Source organism: Arthrobacter sp. NPDC056691 (genome assembly GCF_042791415.1).
GTDB lineage: Bacteria > Actinomycetota > Actinomycetes > Actinomycetales > Micrococcaceae > Arthrobacter.
This window is the reverse complement of the sequence record NZ_JBHTXX010000013.1, coordinates 35,586-49,384: the sequence shown is the minus strand read 5'-3', so window position 1 is coordinate 49,384 and position 13,799 is coordinate 35,586. Positions and strand designations below refer to the sequence as shown.

The window sequence follows — 13,799 nt, the reverse complement described above, 5'->3', positions numbered from 1 at the left end:
GGCCACACTTTTCGGGCCCCCTGGCGGCGCGGTATGAAGGCCGGCCAGAAGCGGTCGGAAAACCGGTCAGGAGGCCAGTTCGAAGACGTTTCTCGCCCGCTGCAGCGCGACCGTTGAGGAGTAGATGAGCGCGGCGTCGGCGGACTGCGCCACCCGGAGATCCAGCGCCCGGGTGAAGGATTCCACTGCGGCGCCGACGTTGCCCGCGGCAAAGTACGCCCGGCCAAGGTACTGGTGGGCGAGGGCCTCATTTGCCGTGCCGTGCGCTTCGGTGAGGAGCTGCCGGAAGAGCTCGACGGCACGGTCGTAGCGGTGGGAGACGCGCAGGACATCCGCTTCGTAGGCGCGCAGCCGGAACGATTCGGGGTCCTTGTACCGGGCCTCTGCCAGCAGTTCGGCCGCGTCGGCGGCGCGTCCCTCGACGAGCAGCACGAGGACCCGCTCGGCGGGATCGGTGGATGCCTGGAGCGCGGCGGCGCACGTCTCTTCGCTGGTGATTTCAGGAAGCAGCGATTCCGGGTTGACCCGGATCCCCGGGAATCCGCCGTCGGGCCATTCGGTCGTTCCGCTCTGGTCGTCGCGCATCAGGAAGCAATCTCCTGGTAGGCGGCGAAGAGCAGGGAGGTATCGGGCACGTCCAGGATCCCCGGCTTGGCGATTCCGTCGAGGACCACGAAGCGGAGCAGGTCGCCGCGGGACTTCTTGTCGCGGCGCATGCCGTCCAGGAGGCCCTGCCAGCGGTCGCGCCGGTAGGTCACGGGCAGCCCGAGGGATTCGAGGATGCTGCGGTGCCGGTCGGCGTCGGCGTCGCTGAGCCGGCCCACGCTGCGGGCCAGTTCGGCCGCGAACATCATGCCCACCGAGACGGCAGCGCCGTGCCGCCAGGAGTAGCGTTCCACGAGTTCGATGGCATGGCCCAGGGTGTGCCCGTAGTTCAGGATTTCCCGGAGTCCGGATTCCTTGAGGTCCTCCGACACGACGCGGGCCTTGACGGCGATGGCGCGCTCGATCAGCTCGCGCAGCACGTCGGAGCCCGGATCCGTAACGGCGTCCGGATCCTTCTCCACGAGGTCCAGGATGGCCGGATCGGCGATGAAGCCGCACTTGATGACCTCGGCCATGCCGGAAATGATCTCGTTCCGGGGCAGGGTCTTCAGCGTGTCCAGGTCCGTGAGGACGGCCGCGGGCGGGTGGAAGGAACCAACCAGGTTCTTGCCCTCGGCCGTGTTGATCCCGGTCTTTCCGCCCACGGCGGCGTCGACCATGCCGAGGAGGCTGGTGGGCATGTGGATGACCTTGACGCCGCGCAGCCAGGTGGCGGCCACGAAGCCCGCGAGGTCGGTGACAGCGCCACCACCGACGGACACCACGGCATCGGAGCGGGTGAAATCGTTCTGTCCCAGGACCTGCCAGCAGAACGCGGCAACCTGGATGTGCTTGCCTTCCTCGGCGTCGGGGATTTCCGCGGTGACGGCGGTGAAGCCGGCGGCGGCCAGTTCATCCCGGACGGTGTCGCCGGTGAGCCGGAGGGCCCGTGGATGGATGACGAGGACGCGGCGGACGCGCTCCCCCAGCAGTCCCGGCAGGGTGCCGAGCAGGCCGCGGCCAACTACGACGTCGTAGTTGTCCCCGGCCGACTGGCCGGTGACCTTGATGACGGTTGATTCGCTCACTTTTCAACTTCCTGTTTCGCGGCAGCACTTCCGTTGGCTGCCGTCGTCGCGGTTTTGTTGATCTCGCGGGTATTGGTTTTGTGCGGCCCGCCGGCGGCGAAATCGCACAGTGCCGCCTCCAGCTTCAGGCCGAGCTGCGGCACGGTTCCCTGCCGGACATCCAGCACGATGTCCGCAAGGCGTTCATAGACCGGCTTTCGGGTGGCAAACAGCGCCTCCCAGCGCCGGATGCCGTCCCCGGCCAGCAGCGGCCGGCCGGAGTTCTTGGCAATCCGGGCGGCGACGGTATCGGCGTCGCACTCCAGGTAGACCACCGTGCACCGCTCGAGCAGCTGCTGCGTGCCGGAGTCCAGGACCGAGCCGCCGCCCAGGGAAACAACCGTGGCGGTGCCGGCCGCGGCCTCGATGATGCGCGCAACTGTCCTGGCTTCGATCTCCCGGAAAGCACGCTCACCGCGGCCGGCGAAGATATCCGCAATGGACCCGTGGCCCTCCACGATGACCGCGTCGGTGTCCACGAACGGGGCGTCCAGCTGTTGCGCAAGCTGCTGCCCGATCGCCGACTTGCCGACCGCCATGGGCCCAATGAGCACAATGGGCCGGTCCCCTGCGGCGCAGGGTGTATTGCTCCGGGGCACTAGAGTCCGATCGTATCCAGCGACGCCGGAATGCTCTCGAGGTAGCCCTTGATGTTGCGGGCAGTCTCGGCCACGGAGTCGCCGCCGAACTTTTCGGTCACGGCCTCGGCCAGGACCAGCGCAACCATGGCCTCGGCCACCACGCCGGCAGCCGGCACCGCACAGACGTCCGAGCGCTGGTGGTGGGCCTTGGCCGCTTCACCGGTGCTGATGTCGATGGTCTTCAGGGCGCGCGGCACGGTGGCGATGGGCTTCATGGCGGCCCGGACACGCAGGACGTCGCCGATGCTCATGCCGCCTTCGATGCCGCCGGCGCGGTTGCTGGTGCGGATGATCCTGCCGTCAGCGTCCTTGACGATCTCGTCGTGGGCGGCTGACCCGCGGCGTGCGGCGGTGAGGAAACCGTCGCCCACCTCAACGCCCTTGATGGCCTGGATGCCCATGAGGGCGGCGGCCAGGCGGGAGTCCAGGCGGCGGTCCCAGTGGACGTAGCTGCCGAGTCCCGGGGGCAGGCCGTAGGCGAGCACCTCCACCACGCCGCCGAGGGTTTCGCCTTCCTTGTGGGCGGCGTCCACCTCGGCAACCATGGCGTCGGACGTTTCGCGGTCGAAGCAGCGCAGCGGGTCGGCGTCGAGCGCGATCACGTTGTCCGGCAGCGGCAGCGGACGGCCCTCGGGAACGGTCACGCTGGCGATGGACACGGTGTGGCTGACCAGCTCAATCCCCAGGTGCTTCAGGAACTGGGCGGCAACGGTGCCCATGGCAACACGCGTGGCGGTTTCGCGGGCGCTGGCGCGTTCCAGCACGGGACGGGCCTCGTCGAAGCCGTACTTCTGCATGCCGGTGAAGTCGGCGTGTCCGGGGCGCGGCCGGGTCAGCGGGGCGTTGCGGGCCTGACCTTCGAGTTCCTCGGGGGCCACCGGATCGGCTGACATGATCTGTTCCCACTTGGGCCATTCGGTGTTGCCCACCTGGATGGCGACGGGCCCGCCCTGGGTGATGCCGTGGCGGACACCGCCGAGGATCGTGACGACGTCCTGCTCAAACTTCATCCGTGCCCCGCGGCCGTAGCCGAGCCGGCGGCGGGCAAGGGCATCGGCGATCTGCCCGCTGGTGAGTTCAACACCTGCGGGGACGCCTTCAATAATTCCGACCAGTGCCGGGCCATGGGATTCACCGGCGGTCAACCAACGCAACATAAAAACCATCCTGCCATGTCTGGCGGTCAGGACACCCGCCGGGGTGCCCCGACTGCGTCGCACATCACATCTATGACTTCGGCACTTGCGGCCTCTGCCAGGCCGGTGAAATGGCGGACCTGCTCCACCGCCTGGTAGAGCAGCATTTCAAGGCCGGGGACCACTGTTCCGCCGCCGGCGTGCCAGGCGGCGGCGATTTTGCTGGGCCAGGGGTCGTAGGCAACGTCCAGCAGGACGCCGTCAGTGCGCCGTCCCAGGGCCGCCAGCTCTGCGGCCATACCGTCGGCCGCCCGGGGCGGCAGTGTGGAGATTACGACGCCGGCACCGGCCATCGCTTCGACCGCACCATCGAGGGAATGGACGGTGATGTCCATGCCGAGTCCGCCGGCGGCGGCCCTGGCTTCTTCAGCCCGGGCAGTGTTCCGGACGTACAGGTCCACGGACACCGCACCAAGCTCCTGCAGGGCTGCCACTGCCGCGGCGGCGGTTCCGCCGCCGCCGAGAATGACGCCCGAGGGGCCGTCGGCCGCCCCGGCGTTGCGGATGGCGTTAACGATCCCCGCAACGTCGGTGTTGTAGCCGACGCGCCGGGCGGCTTCCCCTGCGCCTTCGAACACCACGGTGTTGATGACGCCCAGGACCCGGGCCACGCCACGGACCTCGTCCACCTCGCTGACCATGGCCTTCTTCAGCGGCATGGTGACGGACAGTCCCCGCCAGCCGGGCTCGGCACGGACGGAGTCCATGAACGCCGGAAGTGACTCCTCGGTCACGTCGATGGCGCTGTAGCCAATGTCCGCTCCGAGCCGCGCATAAGCGGCAAGGTGCAGCGCCGGTGACTTCGAATGGCCGATGGGGTGCCCCAGGACGGCCGCCCGCAGGCTCATACGCAACGGCCCGGGTTGGCCTCACACCAGGCGTTGTACTGCTCGACGTAGCCGTTGTGCTCGGCCAGCGTCTTGGAGAACTTCGTCTCCTTGGTGTCGAGGTTGATGGTCACCCAGTACAGGTAGTCGTTCTTGTTGGGCTTCGCCGCGGCATCGATGGCGGTCTTGCCGGGCGAACCGATGGGCCCGGCGGGCAGCCCCTGGATGGCATAGGTGTTGTACGGGTTGGACTTGTCGGCCTTTTCGGCCTCGTCGATGTGGAAGGTCTTCTTGCCCAGGCCGTAGGTGACGGTGGCGTCGGATTGGATCAGGCCGTTGGTCTCCGTGTTGGTGGGTTTCAGGCGGTTGTAGATGGCGCCTGCCACGTCCTTGTACTCGGCCTGGCCGCCCTCTGCCTGCACGATGCTGGCGACGGTCACGACGTCGTACTGCTTGGCGGCATCCGTGACGCCCTGTGCCTTCAGTTCGTCCTGGGTGGCTTTGACCAGTTTGGTGAGGATCTCCTTGGCGGTGGATCCCAGCGGGAAGCGGTACTCACCCGGGGACAGGAACCCTTCCAGGTTCTTCGCCTTGGACGTAAGCCCGAACTGCTGGGGCGAATCACTGAGTGCCTTCAGCTGGGCCAGGGACAGCCCGGAGCCCTCCGAGATCGCCTGCAGCGATTCATCGATCCGCAGGCCCGCGCTGAGGGCGAAGTACATGACCTTCGCCTGGCCCTCGTTGAGGAGCACTGAGACGGCGTCGGAGTTCTTCATTTCCTGCTTGAACTCGTACTCCCCCGGGTTGAGGGTGCCGCCGGACGCGGTCAGGGCTGCCATGAAGGTTTCGGAGTTGGCCACCACCTTCGCGTCCTCGAGCTTGGCCGCGACGGACACCGGACCTTCGCCCGGAACAACTGATACCTTGACCTGGCCGGTACCGGGGCCGGGATAGTCGGCCGGCTTGTCGTTCCCCAGCAGCGGCTTCAGGAACTGGGCGCCGACGACGGTTGCGGTGACGAAGAGCGCAAGGGTCAGCAGGAGCGCCACGAGGCGGCGCCGGCGCCGGACCTTCTTGGAGGGCCGTGCCACCGTGGCTGCGGTTTCGGCGCCGGCCAGGAGCTGGTGCCCCACGGCCTGCTGCTCGTAGTGCTCATGGTCCTCGTAGGTCTCGTGACTTACTGCGCCATGGTGCACGTCATAGTGGTGGCCATCCTGGTGGATGTCCTGGTGGACATCGTCGTGATGGATGTCCTCCGGGTGGCCGTTCGCAAATTCCGCAAAGTGCGGCGCGTCCTCTGACTGGGCGCCGTGAACCTCGGGCGCCGTATCGAGATCTGCAGGGTCCCCATGCACAGGGTCTCCGTGCACAGCGTGCTCGTTCACCGCTGCGTCGGCGTGTTCGGCGGGGTCGTGGATGGTTGGCGGAACCGGCGGAGCGTCGGGAACCTCGTCGGCCGGAAGCGGCTGGGCCGCCGGAACGTCGGCCGGAGGTGTGGCTGTTGCCGCCGTCCGGGGGCTGTCAGGACCGGAAGCGGCAGCCGATGACCCGGTCCGCTGTGCGGCGCCGACGCCAGCGTGCATCTCCTCACCGGACTCGTAGGCCTGCTCGGGCACGGCATCGCCGGACTCGGCGGTGATGGCCTTCTCGCGGGCGCGGATCTCCTTGCGTGTCAGGGGCCGTCCGGCGTCCGCGAAGGCGTCGCCGGAGGAGTCGTCACTATTGACCGGGCTCACTGTAGCTGTCCATCCTCTGAAGATCGTGTTTCCTTTTCCGGGTCAGGCCGTTCAGCCGTATCTGCGGTGGCGTGTCCGGGCAGCCCCGTACGGGGAAGCGCGCGCACACGGCTCCCCACATCCGTTCCCCTGGCTTTTTGCATATCGATGGCGTGCTGCAAGATTCCTGCAGCCGCAACCTGATCCACCACTTTACGGTGATTTTTGCTGCTCATGCCAGCTTCGTGAAGGTTGCGGTGGGCCGTGACGGTGCTGAGCCGTTCGTCAACGAGGTGCACCGGGACGTCCGAACCTGTGCGGTCCAGTTCGTCAGCGAGCAGCTGGGCGTACTCTGTGGCCATGCGGGCTGAGGCGTGTTCCTCGCCCTTCATGGTCCGTGGCAGGCCCACGAAAATCTGCACGGCCCCCCGGTCTGCTGCCAGGGCGGCAATGACCCTGACGTCCGAATTCTTCTTGGCATTACGGTCCAGCGTCTTCAGCGGTGTGGCGAGGATCTCGTCCCGGTCACAAATGGCGACGCCGACGCGGACAGTCCCCACGTCCACCCCCAGTTTGATGCCCCGGGGGTGGATGTGCGGCTCAGCGGAAGAAGTCACGGCTGGTTAGCGCCTGGTGACAGCATCGACGACGGCGGTCAGTGCGGCGCCGACCTTGGCGGCGTCGGTCCCGCCGCCCTGGGCCACGTCATCCTTGCCGCCACCGCCGCCGCCGAGGATTCCGGCGGCGAGCCGGACCAGGGCACCGGCCTTCACACCGGCTTCACGGGCGGCTTCGTTGGTGGCCACCAGGATGACCGGGCGGTCGTTGCTGACGCCGGCCACGGCAACCGTGGAGGCTTCGGATCCCAGCCGGTTGCGGAGGTCCAGGGCGAGACCGCGGATGTCGTCGGCGCCGCTGACCTGGCCGGCGTCGTGCGCGATGACCCGGACGCCGGCGGCGTCCACGGCGGTTCCGGCGAGCTGGGCGGCGGCAGCGGCGAGCTGTTCCTTGCGGAGCCGATCGAGTTCCTTTTCGGTGGCCTTCAGCTTGGTGAGGGTCGCGGAGATGCGGTCAGCCAGCTGCCCCGAAGGCACCTTGAGCATTTCGGTGAGTTCGGTCACCAGGGCCCGTTCGGCGGCCAGGTGCCGGAAGGCATCCATGCCGACGAACGCCTCGACGCGGCGGTTTCCCGACCCGACGGACTGCTCGCCGAGCAGGGACAGGCTGCCGATGAGGGAGGTGTTGGACACGTGGGTGCCGCCGCACAGCTCGCGGGACCACGCGCCGTCGATCTCCACAACCCGGACTTCGCTGCCGTAGTTTTCGCCGAACAGCGCCATGGCGCCGAGGGCCTTGGCCTCGGCGAGGCCCATGACCTTGGTGTCCACGTGGAAGTTGTTCCGGATGGCGAGGTTGGAGACTTCCTCGATCTCGGACTTCGTGGCGGCGCTCAGTCCTTCACCCCAGGCAAAGTCGAAGCGCAGGTAGCCGGCCTTGTTGAACGAACCGCGCTGGGTGGCCTGCGGGCCGAGGATCTGGTGCAGCGCGGCGTGCACGATGTGCGTTCCAGTGTGCGCCTGCTCGGCAGCGTGGCGCCGTTCGCGGTCCACCGCAGCGCGGACCAGCGCGTCGGAAGCGATCTCGCCTTCGCGGACGATGGCCTTGTGCACGCTCAGGCCCTTGATCGGACGCTGGACGTCCAGGACCTCGACGACGAAGCCGTCGCCGGTGATCAGGCCGGTGTCGGCTGCCTGGCCGCCGGCCTCGGCGTAGAACGGGGTCTCGGAGAGCACCAGTTCGATCTCGTCGCCGGTGGCCGCCTGGGACACCTTGCTGCCGCCGCTGAGGATCCCGCGGACACGGGACTCGCCCTCGAGGTCGGTGTAGCCGGTGAAGATGGTCTCGCCTTCAGCCAGCAGTTCCTGGAAGGCGGAGAGGTCGGCGTGCCCGCCCTTCTTGCCCTTGGCGTCCGCCTGGGCGCGCTGCCGCTGTTCGAGCATGAGCTTGCGGAACTCGGGCTCGTCCACCTTCAGCCCGGCTTCCTCGGCCATTTCGAGCGTCAGGTCGATCGGGAAGCCGTAGGTGTCGTGCAGGGTGAACGCGTCGGCGCCGGAGAGGGGACGGCCGGCGGCCTTGGATTCGTTGACGGCGTCCTCGAGGCGGGCCGTGCCGGAGGCGATGGTGCGCAGGAACGCCTTCTCTTCGGCGTAGGCGATCCGGCTGATGCGGTCGAAGTCCGTGTCCACGATGGGGTAGACGCCCTTCATGGCGTCGCGCGAGGCGGGCAGGAGGTCCGGCAGGCAGGCCTGTTCCACGCCGAGCAGGCGCATGGAGCGGACTGCACGGCGGATGAGGCGGCGCAGCACGTAGCCGCGGCCTTCATTGGAGGGCGTGACGCCGTCGGCGATGAGCATCAGGGCCGAACGGATGTGGTCACCGACCACGCGCATGCGGACGTCATCGGTGTGGTGCGGATCGTCCTCGGTCTCGGCGGAGGTGTATTCCTTGCCGGACAGCTTGGACGCCATGTCGATCACAGGGCGGACCTGGTCGGTCTCGTACATGTTCTCGACACCCTGCAGGATCATGGCAAGGCGTTCCATGCCCAGGCCGGTGTCGATGTTCTTCTTGGGCAGTTCGCCCATAATGTCGAACTCGACCTTCGAGCGGACGTTGTCGATCTGGTACTGCATGAACACGAGGTTCCAGATCTCCACGTAGCGGTTCTCGTCGGCGATGGGCCCGCCCTCGGCGCCATAGGCGGGGCCGCGGTCGTAGTAGATCTCCGAGCAGGGGCCGGCCGGGCCGGGCTGGCCGGTGGACCAGTAGTTGTCCGACTTGCCCATGCGCTGGATGCGTTCAGCGGGCACTCCGGTGTTCTTGAGCCAGAGTTCCTCGGCTTCGTCGTCCTCTTCGTAGACCGTCACCCACAGCAGCTCCGGCGGAAGTCCGTACCCGCCGTCGTCAACGCCCGTGGTGAGCAGCTCCCACGCGAACTTGATGGCGTCTTCCTTGAAGTAGTCCCCGAAGGAGAAGTTGCCGCACATCTGGAAGAAGGTGCCGTGCCGGGCGGTCTTGCCCACTTCCTCGATATCACCGGTGCGGATACACTTCTGGACGCTGGTGGCCCGGGTGTAGGGCGGTTCCTCGCGCGCGGTCAGGTACGGGATGAACGGAACCATGCCGGCAACCGTGAACAGCAGGGAGGGGTCGCTTGAGACCAGCGATGCGGAGGGAACCGCCGTGTGGCCTTTGCTGACGAAAAAATCCACCCAGCGCTTTGTGATCTCCTGCGACTTCATGAGCTGATTACTTACCCTTCTTGGTTCACGCATGCTGGCGCGTGACGGTTTGATTCAGAGGCAGTCCCGGCGTTTGTGGGCACTGCAGGTTTTAATTCTCGCGCGTTTAGCGGCGGACGACGTCCTGGGATTCGACACCCAGCGCGCTGCGCAGGTCCGTTTCCCGTTCACGCATGCCGGCGCGGACGGCGTCGGCGAAGTCGTACACGCCGTCGGCGAGCCGGCCCACGGCCCGGTTCAGGCCTTCGGGTCCCAGCGCTGACCGCGCCTCGGTGACCTTGCGGAAGGCGATGACCCCAATGGCCACGCCGATTCCCATCCAGACAAGTCGTTTCATATCAGTTCTCCGGGTGGGCTTAGCGGCTGCGGCGGCCGGTGGCGGGCTTCTTGCGGGTGGCGAACGCGGAACGGACGCCGTAGCTGAACGCGGCCACCTTAATCAGGGGCGAACCTACAGTGGCGGCCACGAGGGAGGACAGCGCCGAGATGTTGGCCGAGGCATCCGAAACGTTGGAGGCGATGCCGTCCACTTTCTTGAGCTGCTGGTTGGTGGTGGAGACCGTTGCGGTGACCTCGTCCATGAGCGGGGTGGCGCCGTCACTGATGGAGCGGATGGATGTCCGCACTTCGTCGAACACCCGGCCCAGCTTGAGAATGGGCACAGCCAGCAACAGGACCAGGAGCGCAAATACCCCGGCCGCGATCAGGCCGGCAATATCGCCACCAGACATAGACGTTCATCTCCTTGAAACTCCGTGGAACTGTACCGGGCGTGCGGCGGCCGACGTGCTGCAGCCGCAAATGTCCCCCCAGTACCTTACATACAAAGCCCAGTACCTTACCTAAAGCTCAGTACCTTACATACAAAGAAGCCCGCGGCGCTTGCCACGGGCTTCTTTGGATACGCTGCCGGAATTTAGCGTGCGTAGAATTCGACGACGAGCTGCTCTTCGCAGGTCACGGGGACCTCGGAGCGCTTCGGGCGGCGAACCAGGCGGGCCTGCAGGGCGTCCAGCTTGACGTCCAGGTAGGCCGGAACCTGGGGCAGGACGTCGCGGTGCGCGCCGGCTGCTGCAACCTGGAACGGAGGCATGGTTTCGCTGCGGCTGTGAACGTGGACCAGCTGGCCCTCGCCGACGCGGAAGGACGGGCGGTCAACGCGGATGCCGTCAACCAGGATGTGGCGGTGCACAACCAGCTGGCGGGCCTGTGCGATGGTGCGGGCGAAGCCGGCACGCAGCACGAGGGCGTCGAGGCGCATTTCGAGCAGTTCGATGAGGTTTTCACCGGTCAGGCCCTTGGTGCGGCGTGCTTCTTCGAAGGCACGGGTCATCTGGGCTTCGCGGATGCCGTACTGGGCGCGCAGACGCTGCTTTTCGCGCAGACGTACGGCGTAGTCGGAGTCCTGCTTCTTGCGGGCGCGGCCATGCTCACCGGGGCCGTACGGGCGGCGCTCCATGTACTTGGCGGCCTTGGGGGTCAGAGCGATGCCGAGGGACCGCGAGAGGCGGGCCTGACGGCGAGCACGAGTGTTGTTAGCCACTTGTGTCCTTCCAATATCTGCGGCGTGTCAGTGTTACTGGCCTCCATCATGGAGAGCATCGGCCAACCGCTGCCTTTTGCTACTGGGCACAGGGCACAGCTCCGTCGAACTAGAATTCGGTGGATTGTGCGTCCGTGCCTTGCCAGACAAACATCCATCCTACCACGGCGGTCACTTGCCCCGGACGATCTTCCGCAGCCGTTCGAGCCGGACGGCGATGTCCCGCTCCGCGCCGTTGGCGGTGGGCTCGTAGTAGTCACGGCCCACGAGGTCGTCCGGCGGATACTGCTGGGCGGCCACCGAGTGCGGGGCATCGTGGGCGTACTTGTAGCCCACTCCGTGGCCCAGCTGCTTGGACCCGGGATAGTGCGAGTCGCGCAGGTGCGCGGGGATCCCGTTGCCCAGCCCCGCCCGAACGTCCGCGACGGCCTTGTTGATGCCCATGTACGCCGCATTCGACTTGGGCGCCGTGGCCAGGTGGACCACGGCTTCGGCGAGCACGATGCGGCCCTCCGGCATTCCGATGAGCTGCACGGCCTGCGCCGCGGCCACCGCGGTCTGCAGCGCCGTCGGATCCGCCATGCCCACGTCCTCCGCGGCCGAAATCACGATGCGCCGGGCCACGAAGCGCGGGTCCTCCCCCGCCTCCAGCATCCGTGCGAGGTAGTGCAGTGCCGCGTCCACGTCGGACCCCCGGATGGACTTGATGAACGCGCTGGCCACGTCGTAGTGCTGGTCGCCGGCGCGGTCGTAGCGGACGGCTGCAGCGTCCAGGGCACGCTCGGTGTGCCGCAGCCCTACGGTGACCGGGTCAGAGGTGACGGTCTGGCCTGCGCCCTTATCAACTGTGCCGTCCGCGTCAGTGTCACCCTCCGCCTCAGTGTCACCCTGCGGCGCACCGGAACTTTCGACGTCGTCCGCGTCACCGAACGCGACGCCGGCGGCGGCTTCCAGCGCCGTCAGCGCCCGGCGGGCGTCGCCGCCGGACAGCCGCACGAGGTGTTCCAGGGCCTCGTCGCTGAGCCGGACGTTGCCGTTGAGCCCGCGGGGATCCTTGACGGCCCGCACCAGCAGGCCCTCGATGTCCGCGTCGGTGAGCGGCTTGAGCGTCAGGAGCAGGGAGCGGGACAGCAGCGGCGAGACCACCGAAAACGACGGATTTTCCGTGGTTGCCGCCACCAGAACCACCCAGCCCTTTTCGACGCCGGGCAGCAGGGCGTCCTGCTGTGCCTTGTTGAAGCGGTGGATCTCGTCGAGGAAGAGGACGGTGGTGGTCTTGTACAGGTCACGCGCGGTCAGGGCGTCGTCCATGACGCGGCGGACGTCCTTGACCCCGGAGGTGATGGCGGAGAGCTCCACGAACTTGCGCCCCGGCCCGCGTGCGATGACGTGGGCCAGGGTGGTTTTCCCGGTGCCCGGCGGCCCCCAGAGGATCAGTGAGCTGGGGCCGGCCGGACCGGCGGCGTCGGCACCTGCCGCCAGCTGCCGCAGCGGGGATCCCTGGCCCAGCAGGTGCTGCTGCCCCACCACCTCGTCCAGCGTGCGGGGACGCATCCGGACGGCCAGCGGGCTGCGCGGCTGCGTGGAACGGGCCTGCGCTGACCGCGACTGCCCGGAATCAGAGGCGCCGTCGTCGTCGCCGTCGTTCCCGTCGTCGCTGTCCTGTGCCGCCGAACCAAAGAGATCATCCACATAGATAGGCTACTTCTAGATTCAAGACGAAAAATCCGACCACGAAAGCAGGGAAACCGGCAATGCCAGGCAGCGGTCCGACGCAGGGACGTGCGGCGCCCACCAGGACGGCGTTCGTTCCCGGCCCGCGGCTGGCCGGCTGGGTTGACCGGTTCGCTGCCGGCCACGGTGATCTGGAATACGAGGATCACGACGACGGCGTGCGGCTGGCCGCCGCGGACGGCGCCACCGCCCTGCTGGTGGCGCCGTGGCCCGACGACGGCCGGCCCGGGCGGGGAGGCGGCCTCGTGGAACGGCTGGCTTCGCTGGCGTCCCAGCCGCGCAGGGTGGGCCTGCTCCTGATCCGCCGCGGAGGATACGGTGTGGCCGTCGTTAGCGAGGGGACAATCCTCGCCGCCAAGACGGGTTCCAAATACGTGCAGTCCCGCACCGCCGCCGGCGGCCAGTCGCAGCAGCGGTTCGCCCGCCGCCGCGCCAACCAGGCGGACGCGATGGTGGAGGCGGTGGCGGAGCAGGCACGGCTGGTGTTTGCCGGCCAGGCCTTCGAGTACATCCTCCCGGGCGGCGACCGCGCCCTGGCCGACGAAGTCCTGGCACTGCCTGTCCTGAAACCTTGGGCAGGGCTGCCGCGCCTGGCCTACCTCGATGTTCCCGATCCGCGGGCGGCTGTCCTGAAGAAGGCCGCGGCGGACGCCTGCGCGGTACGGGTGACGGTGACGGACCCGCCCACTTAGTGCAGCTGCCGGCCGCCGATTCGACGGTTCCCTGCCCACAAGACGTTGCGGAACGTCGAGTGGGCACGGAACCGTCGAAACGGAGCGGCGCGGCCTACTCCTCGGGTGCCAGCGTCACCGTGACCCCGTTGAGGTCCCGGCTGAATCCCACCTGGCAGGAGAGCCGCGAGCCGCATTCCCGGTAGCCCTCGGCCTCCGCGAGCAGCTCGAGTTCGTCCTCGCTGCGTTCCGCCAGGGTGTCGAAGACCTCCTGCGCCAGGAACACATGGCAGGTGGCACAGGAGGCGGTGCCGCCGCACGATGCCAGCACGGGCAGGTCATTGTCCCGCAGGGCCTCCATCATGCTCTGGTCCGGCTCCCATTGAACGTCATGGGTGGCGCCTTCGCGGTCGACGACGGTCAGTGTGTTGCTGCTCGTGCTGGTGTTGCTCATGTCG

The 13,799-nt window shown here is 67.6% G+C and carries 14 protein-coding genes; 1 reads left to right on the top strand and 13 read right to left on the bottom strand.

Features of this window, described 5'->3' with window-relative positions; all coding sequences use genetic code 11:
• Nucleotides 1–66: 66 nt before the first annotated feature.
• The 12 genes from ACFRAU_RS12505 to ACFRAU_RS12450 form a co-directional block, all read right to left on the bottom strand.
• A complete protein-coding gene (locus tag ACFRAU_RS12505; RefSeq protein ID WP_377994285.1) occupies nucleotides 67–585 on the bottom strand; it encodes a tetratricopeptide repeat protein in 519 nt (172 codons plus the stop codon).
• A complete protein-coding gene (gene aroB, locus ACFRAU_RS12500; protein ID WP_377994286.1) occupies nucleotides 585–1,673 on the bottom strand; it encodes a 3-dehydroquinate synthase in 1,089 nt (362 codons plus the stop codon). The genes ACFRAU_RS12505 and aroB overlap by 1 nt, the downstream gene beginning before the upstream one ends.
• On the bottom strand, nucleotides 1,670–2,311 hold the full coding sequence (locus ACFRAU_RS12495; RefSeq protein ID WP_378000162.1) for a shikimate kinase: 642 nt from the start codon (nucleotides 2,309–2,311) through the stop codon (nucleotides 1,670–1,672). The genes aroB and ACFRAU_RS12495 overlap by 4 nt, the downstream gene beginning before the upstream one ends.
• Nucleotides 2,311–3,510 carry a chorismate synthase gene (aroC, locus tag ACFRAU_RS12490; protein WP_377994288.1) on the bottom strand — a complete coding sequence of 400 codons (1,200 nt, stop codon included), beginning with the start codon at nucleotides 3,508–3,510 and terminating at the stop codon, nucleotides 2,311–2,313. Before aroC ends, ACFRAU_RS12495 begins: the two co-directional genes overlap by 1 nt.
• 26 nt (nucleotides 3,511–3,536) lie before the next feature.
• Nucleotides 3,537–4,397, bottom strand: coding sequence for a shikimate dehydrogenase (locus tag ACFRAU_RS12485; RefSeq protein ID WP_378000161.1), 861 nt, complete (start codon nucleotides 4,395–4,397; stop codon nucleotides 3,537–3,539).
• A complete protein-coding gene (gene mltG, locus ACFRAU_RS12480) occupies nucleotides 4,394–6,112 on the bottom strand; it encodes an endolytic transglycosylase MltG (protein ID WP_378000160.1) in 1,719 nt (572 codons plus the stop codon). Before mltG ends, ACFRAU_RS12485 begins: the two co-directional genes overlap by 4 nt.
• Nucleotides 6,109–6,708 (bottom strand): Holliday junction resolvase RuvX, encoded by a 600-nt coding sequence (gene ruvX / locus ACFRAU_RS12475; RefSeq protein ID WP_377994291.1) that lies wholly within the window; start codon nucleotides 6,706–6,708, stop codon nucleotides 6,109–6,111. The genes mltG and ruvX overlap by 4 nt, the downstream gene beginning before the upstream one ends.
• A gap of 6 nt (nucleotides 6,709–6,714) precedes the next feature.
• On the bottom strand, nucleotides 6,715–9,393 hold the full coding sequence (gene alaS, locus ACFRAU_RS12470; protein ID WP_377994292.1) for an alanine--tRNA ligase: 2,679 nt from the start codon (nucleotides 9,391–9,393) through the stop codon (nucleotides 6,715–6,717).
• 106 nt (nucleotides 9,394–9,499) lie between these two features.
• Complete coding sequence (locus tag ACFRAU_RS12465; RefSeq protein WP_377994293.1) at nucleotides 9,500–9,730, bottom strand: DUF6167 family protein; 231 nt, start codon at nucleotides 9,728–9,730, stop codon at nucleotides 9,500–9,502.
• Nucleotides 9,731–9,749: 19 nt separating this feature from the next.
• Complete coding sequence (locus tag ACFRAU_RS12460; protein WP_003800727.1) at nucleotides 9,750–10,124, bottom strand: DUF948 domain-containing protein; 375 nt, start codon at nucleotides 10,122–10,124, stop codon at nucleotides 9,750–9,752.
• Between the two features lie 185 nt (nucleotides 10,125–10,309).
• Entirely contained in the window at nucleotides 10,310–10,936 is a 627-nt protein-coding gene (gene rpsD / locus ACFRAU_RS12455; RefSeq protein WP_215049997.1) for a 30S ribosomal protein S4, read from the bottom strand.
• A 171-nt stretch (nucleotides 10,937–11,107) separates the two neighbouring features.
• Nucleotides 11,108–12,628 (bottom strand): replication-associated recombination protein A, encoded by a 1,521-nt coding sequence (locus tag ACFRAU_RS12450; RefSeq protein WP_378000159.1) that lies wholly within the window; start codon nucleotides 12,626–12,628, stop codon nucleotides 11,108–11,110.
• Nucleotides 12,629–12,690: 62 nt separating this feature from the next.
• On the opposite strand from ACFRAU_RS12450, the gene ACFRAU_RS12445 reads away from it, so the two are divergent.
• On the top strand, nucleotides 12,691–13,362 hold the full coding sequence (locus ACFRAU_RS12445; protein ID WP_378000158.1) for an acVLRF1 family peptidyl-tRNA hydrolase: 672 nt from the start codon (nucleotides 12,691–12,693) through the stop codon (nucleotides 13,360–13,362).
• A gap of 94 nt (nucleotides 13,363–13,456) precedes the next feature.
• Here the strand turns inward: ACFRAU_RS12445 and ACFRAU_RS12440 are convergent, their stop codons facing one another.
• Nucleotides 13,457–13,795 (bottom strand): 2Fe-2S iron-sulfur cluster-binding protein, encoded by a 339-nt coding sequence (locus ACFRAU_RS12440; protein ID WP_378000157.1) that lies wholly within the window; start codon nucleotides 13,793–13,795, stop codon nucleotides 13,457–13,459.
• Nucleotides 13,796–13,799: the final 4 nt, after the last annotated feature.

What these genes read in the sequence shown, in the direction of transcription:
- ACFRAU_RS12505 (WP_377994285.1), bottom strand. Translation starts at nt 585, where the DNA reads ATGCGCGACGACCAGAGCGGAACGACCGAATGGCCCGACGGCGGATTC.
- aroC (WP_377994288.1), bottom strand. Translation starts at nt 3,510, where the DNA reads ATGTTGCGTTGGTTGACCGCCGGTGAATCCCATGGCCCGGCACTGGTC.
- ACFRAU_RS12485 (WP_378000161.1), bottom strand. Translation starts at nt 4,397, where the DNA reads ATGAGCCTGCGGGCGGCCGTCCTGGGGCACCCCATCGGCCATTCGAAG.
- alaS (WP_377994292.1), bottom strand. Translation starts at nt 9,393, where the DNA reads ATGAAGTCGCAGGAGATCACAAAGCGCTGGGTGGATTTTTTCGTCAGC.
- ACFRAU_RS12465 (WP_377994293.1), bottom strand. Translation starts at nt 9,730, where the DNA reads ATGAAACGACTTGTCTGGATGGGAATCGGCGTGGCCATTGGGGTCATC.
- ACFRAU_RS12460 (WP_003800727.1), bottom strand. Translation starts at nt 10,124, where the DNA reads ATGTCTGGTGGCGATATTGCCGGCCTGATCGCGGCCGGGGTATTTGCG.
- ACFRAU_RS12445 (WP_378000158.1), top strand. Translation starts at nt 12,691, where the DNA reads ATGCCAGGCAGCGGTCCGACGCAGGGACGTGCGGCGCCCACCAGGACG.
- ACFRAU_RS12440 (WP_378000157.1), bottom strand. Translation starts at nt 13,795, where the DNA reads ATGAGCAACACCAGCACGAGCAGCAACACACTGACCGTCGTCGACCGC.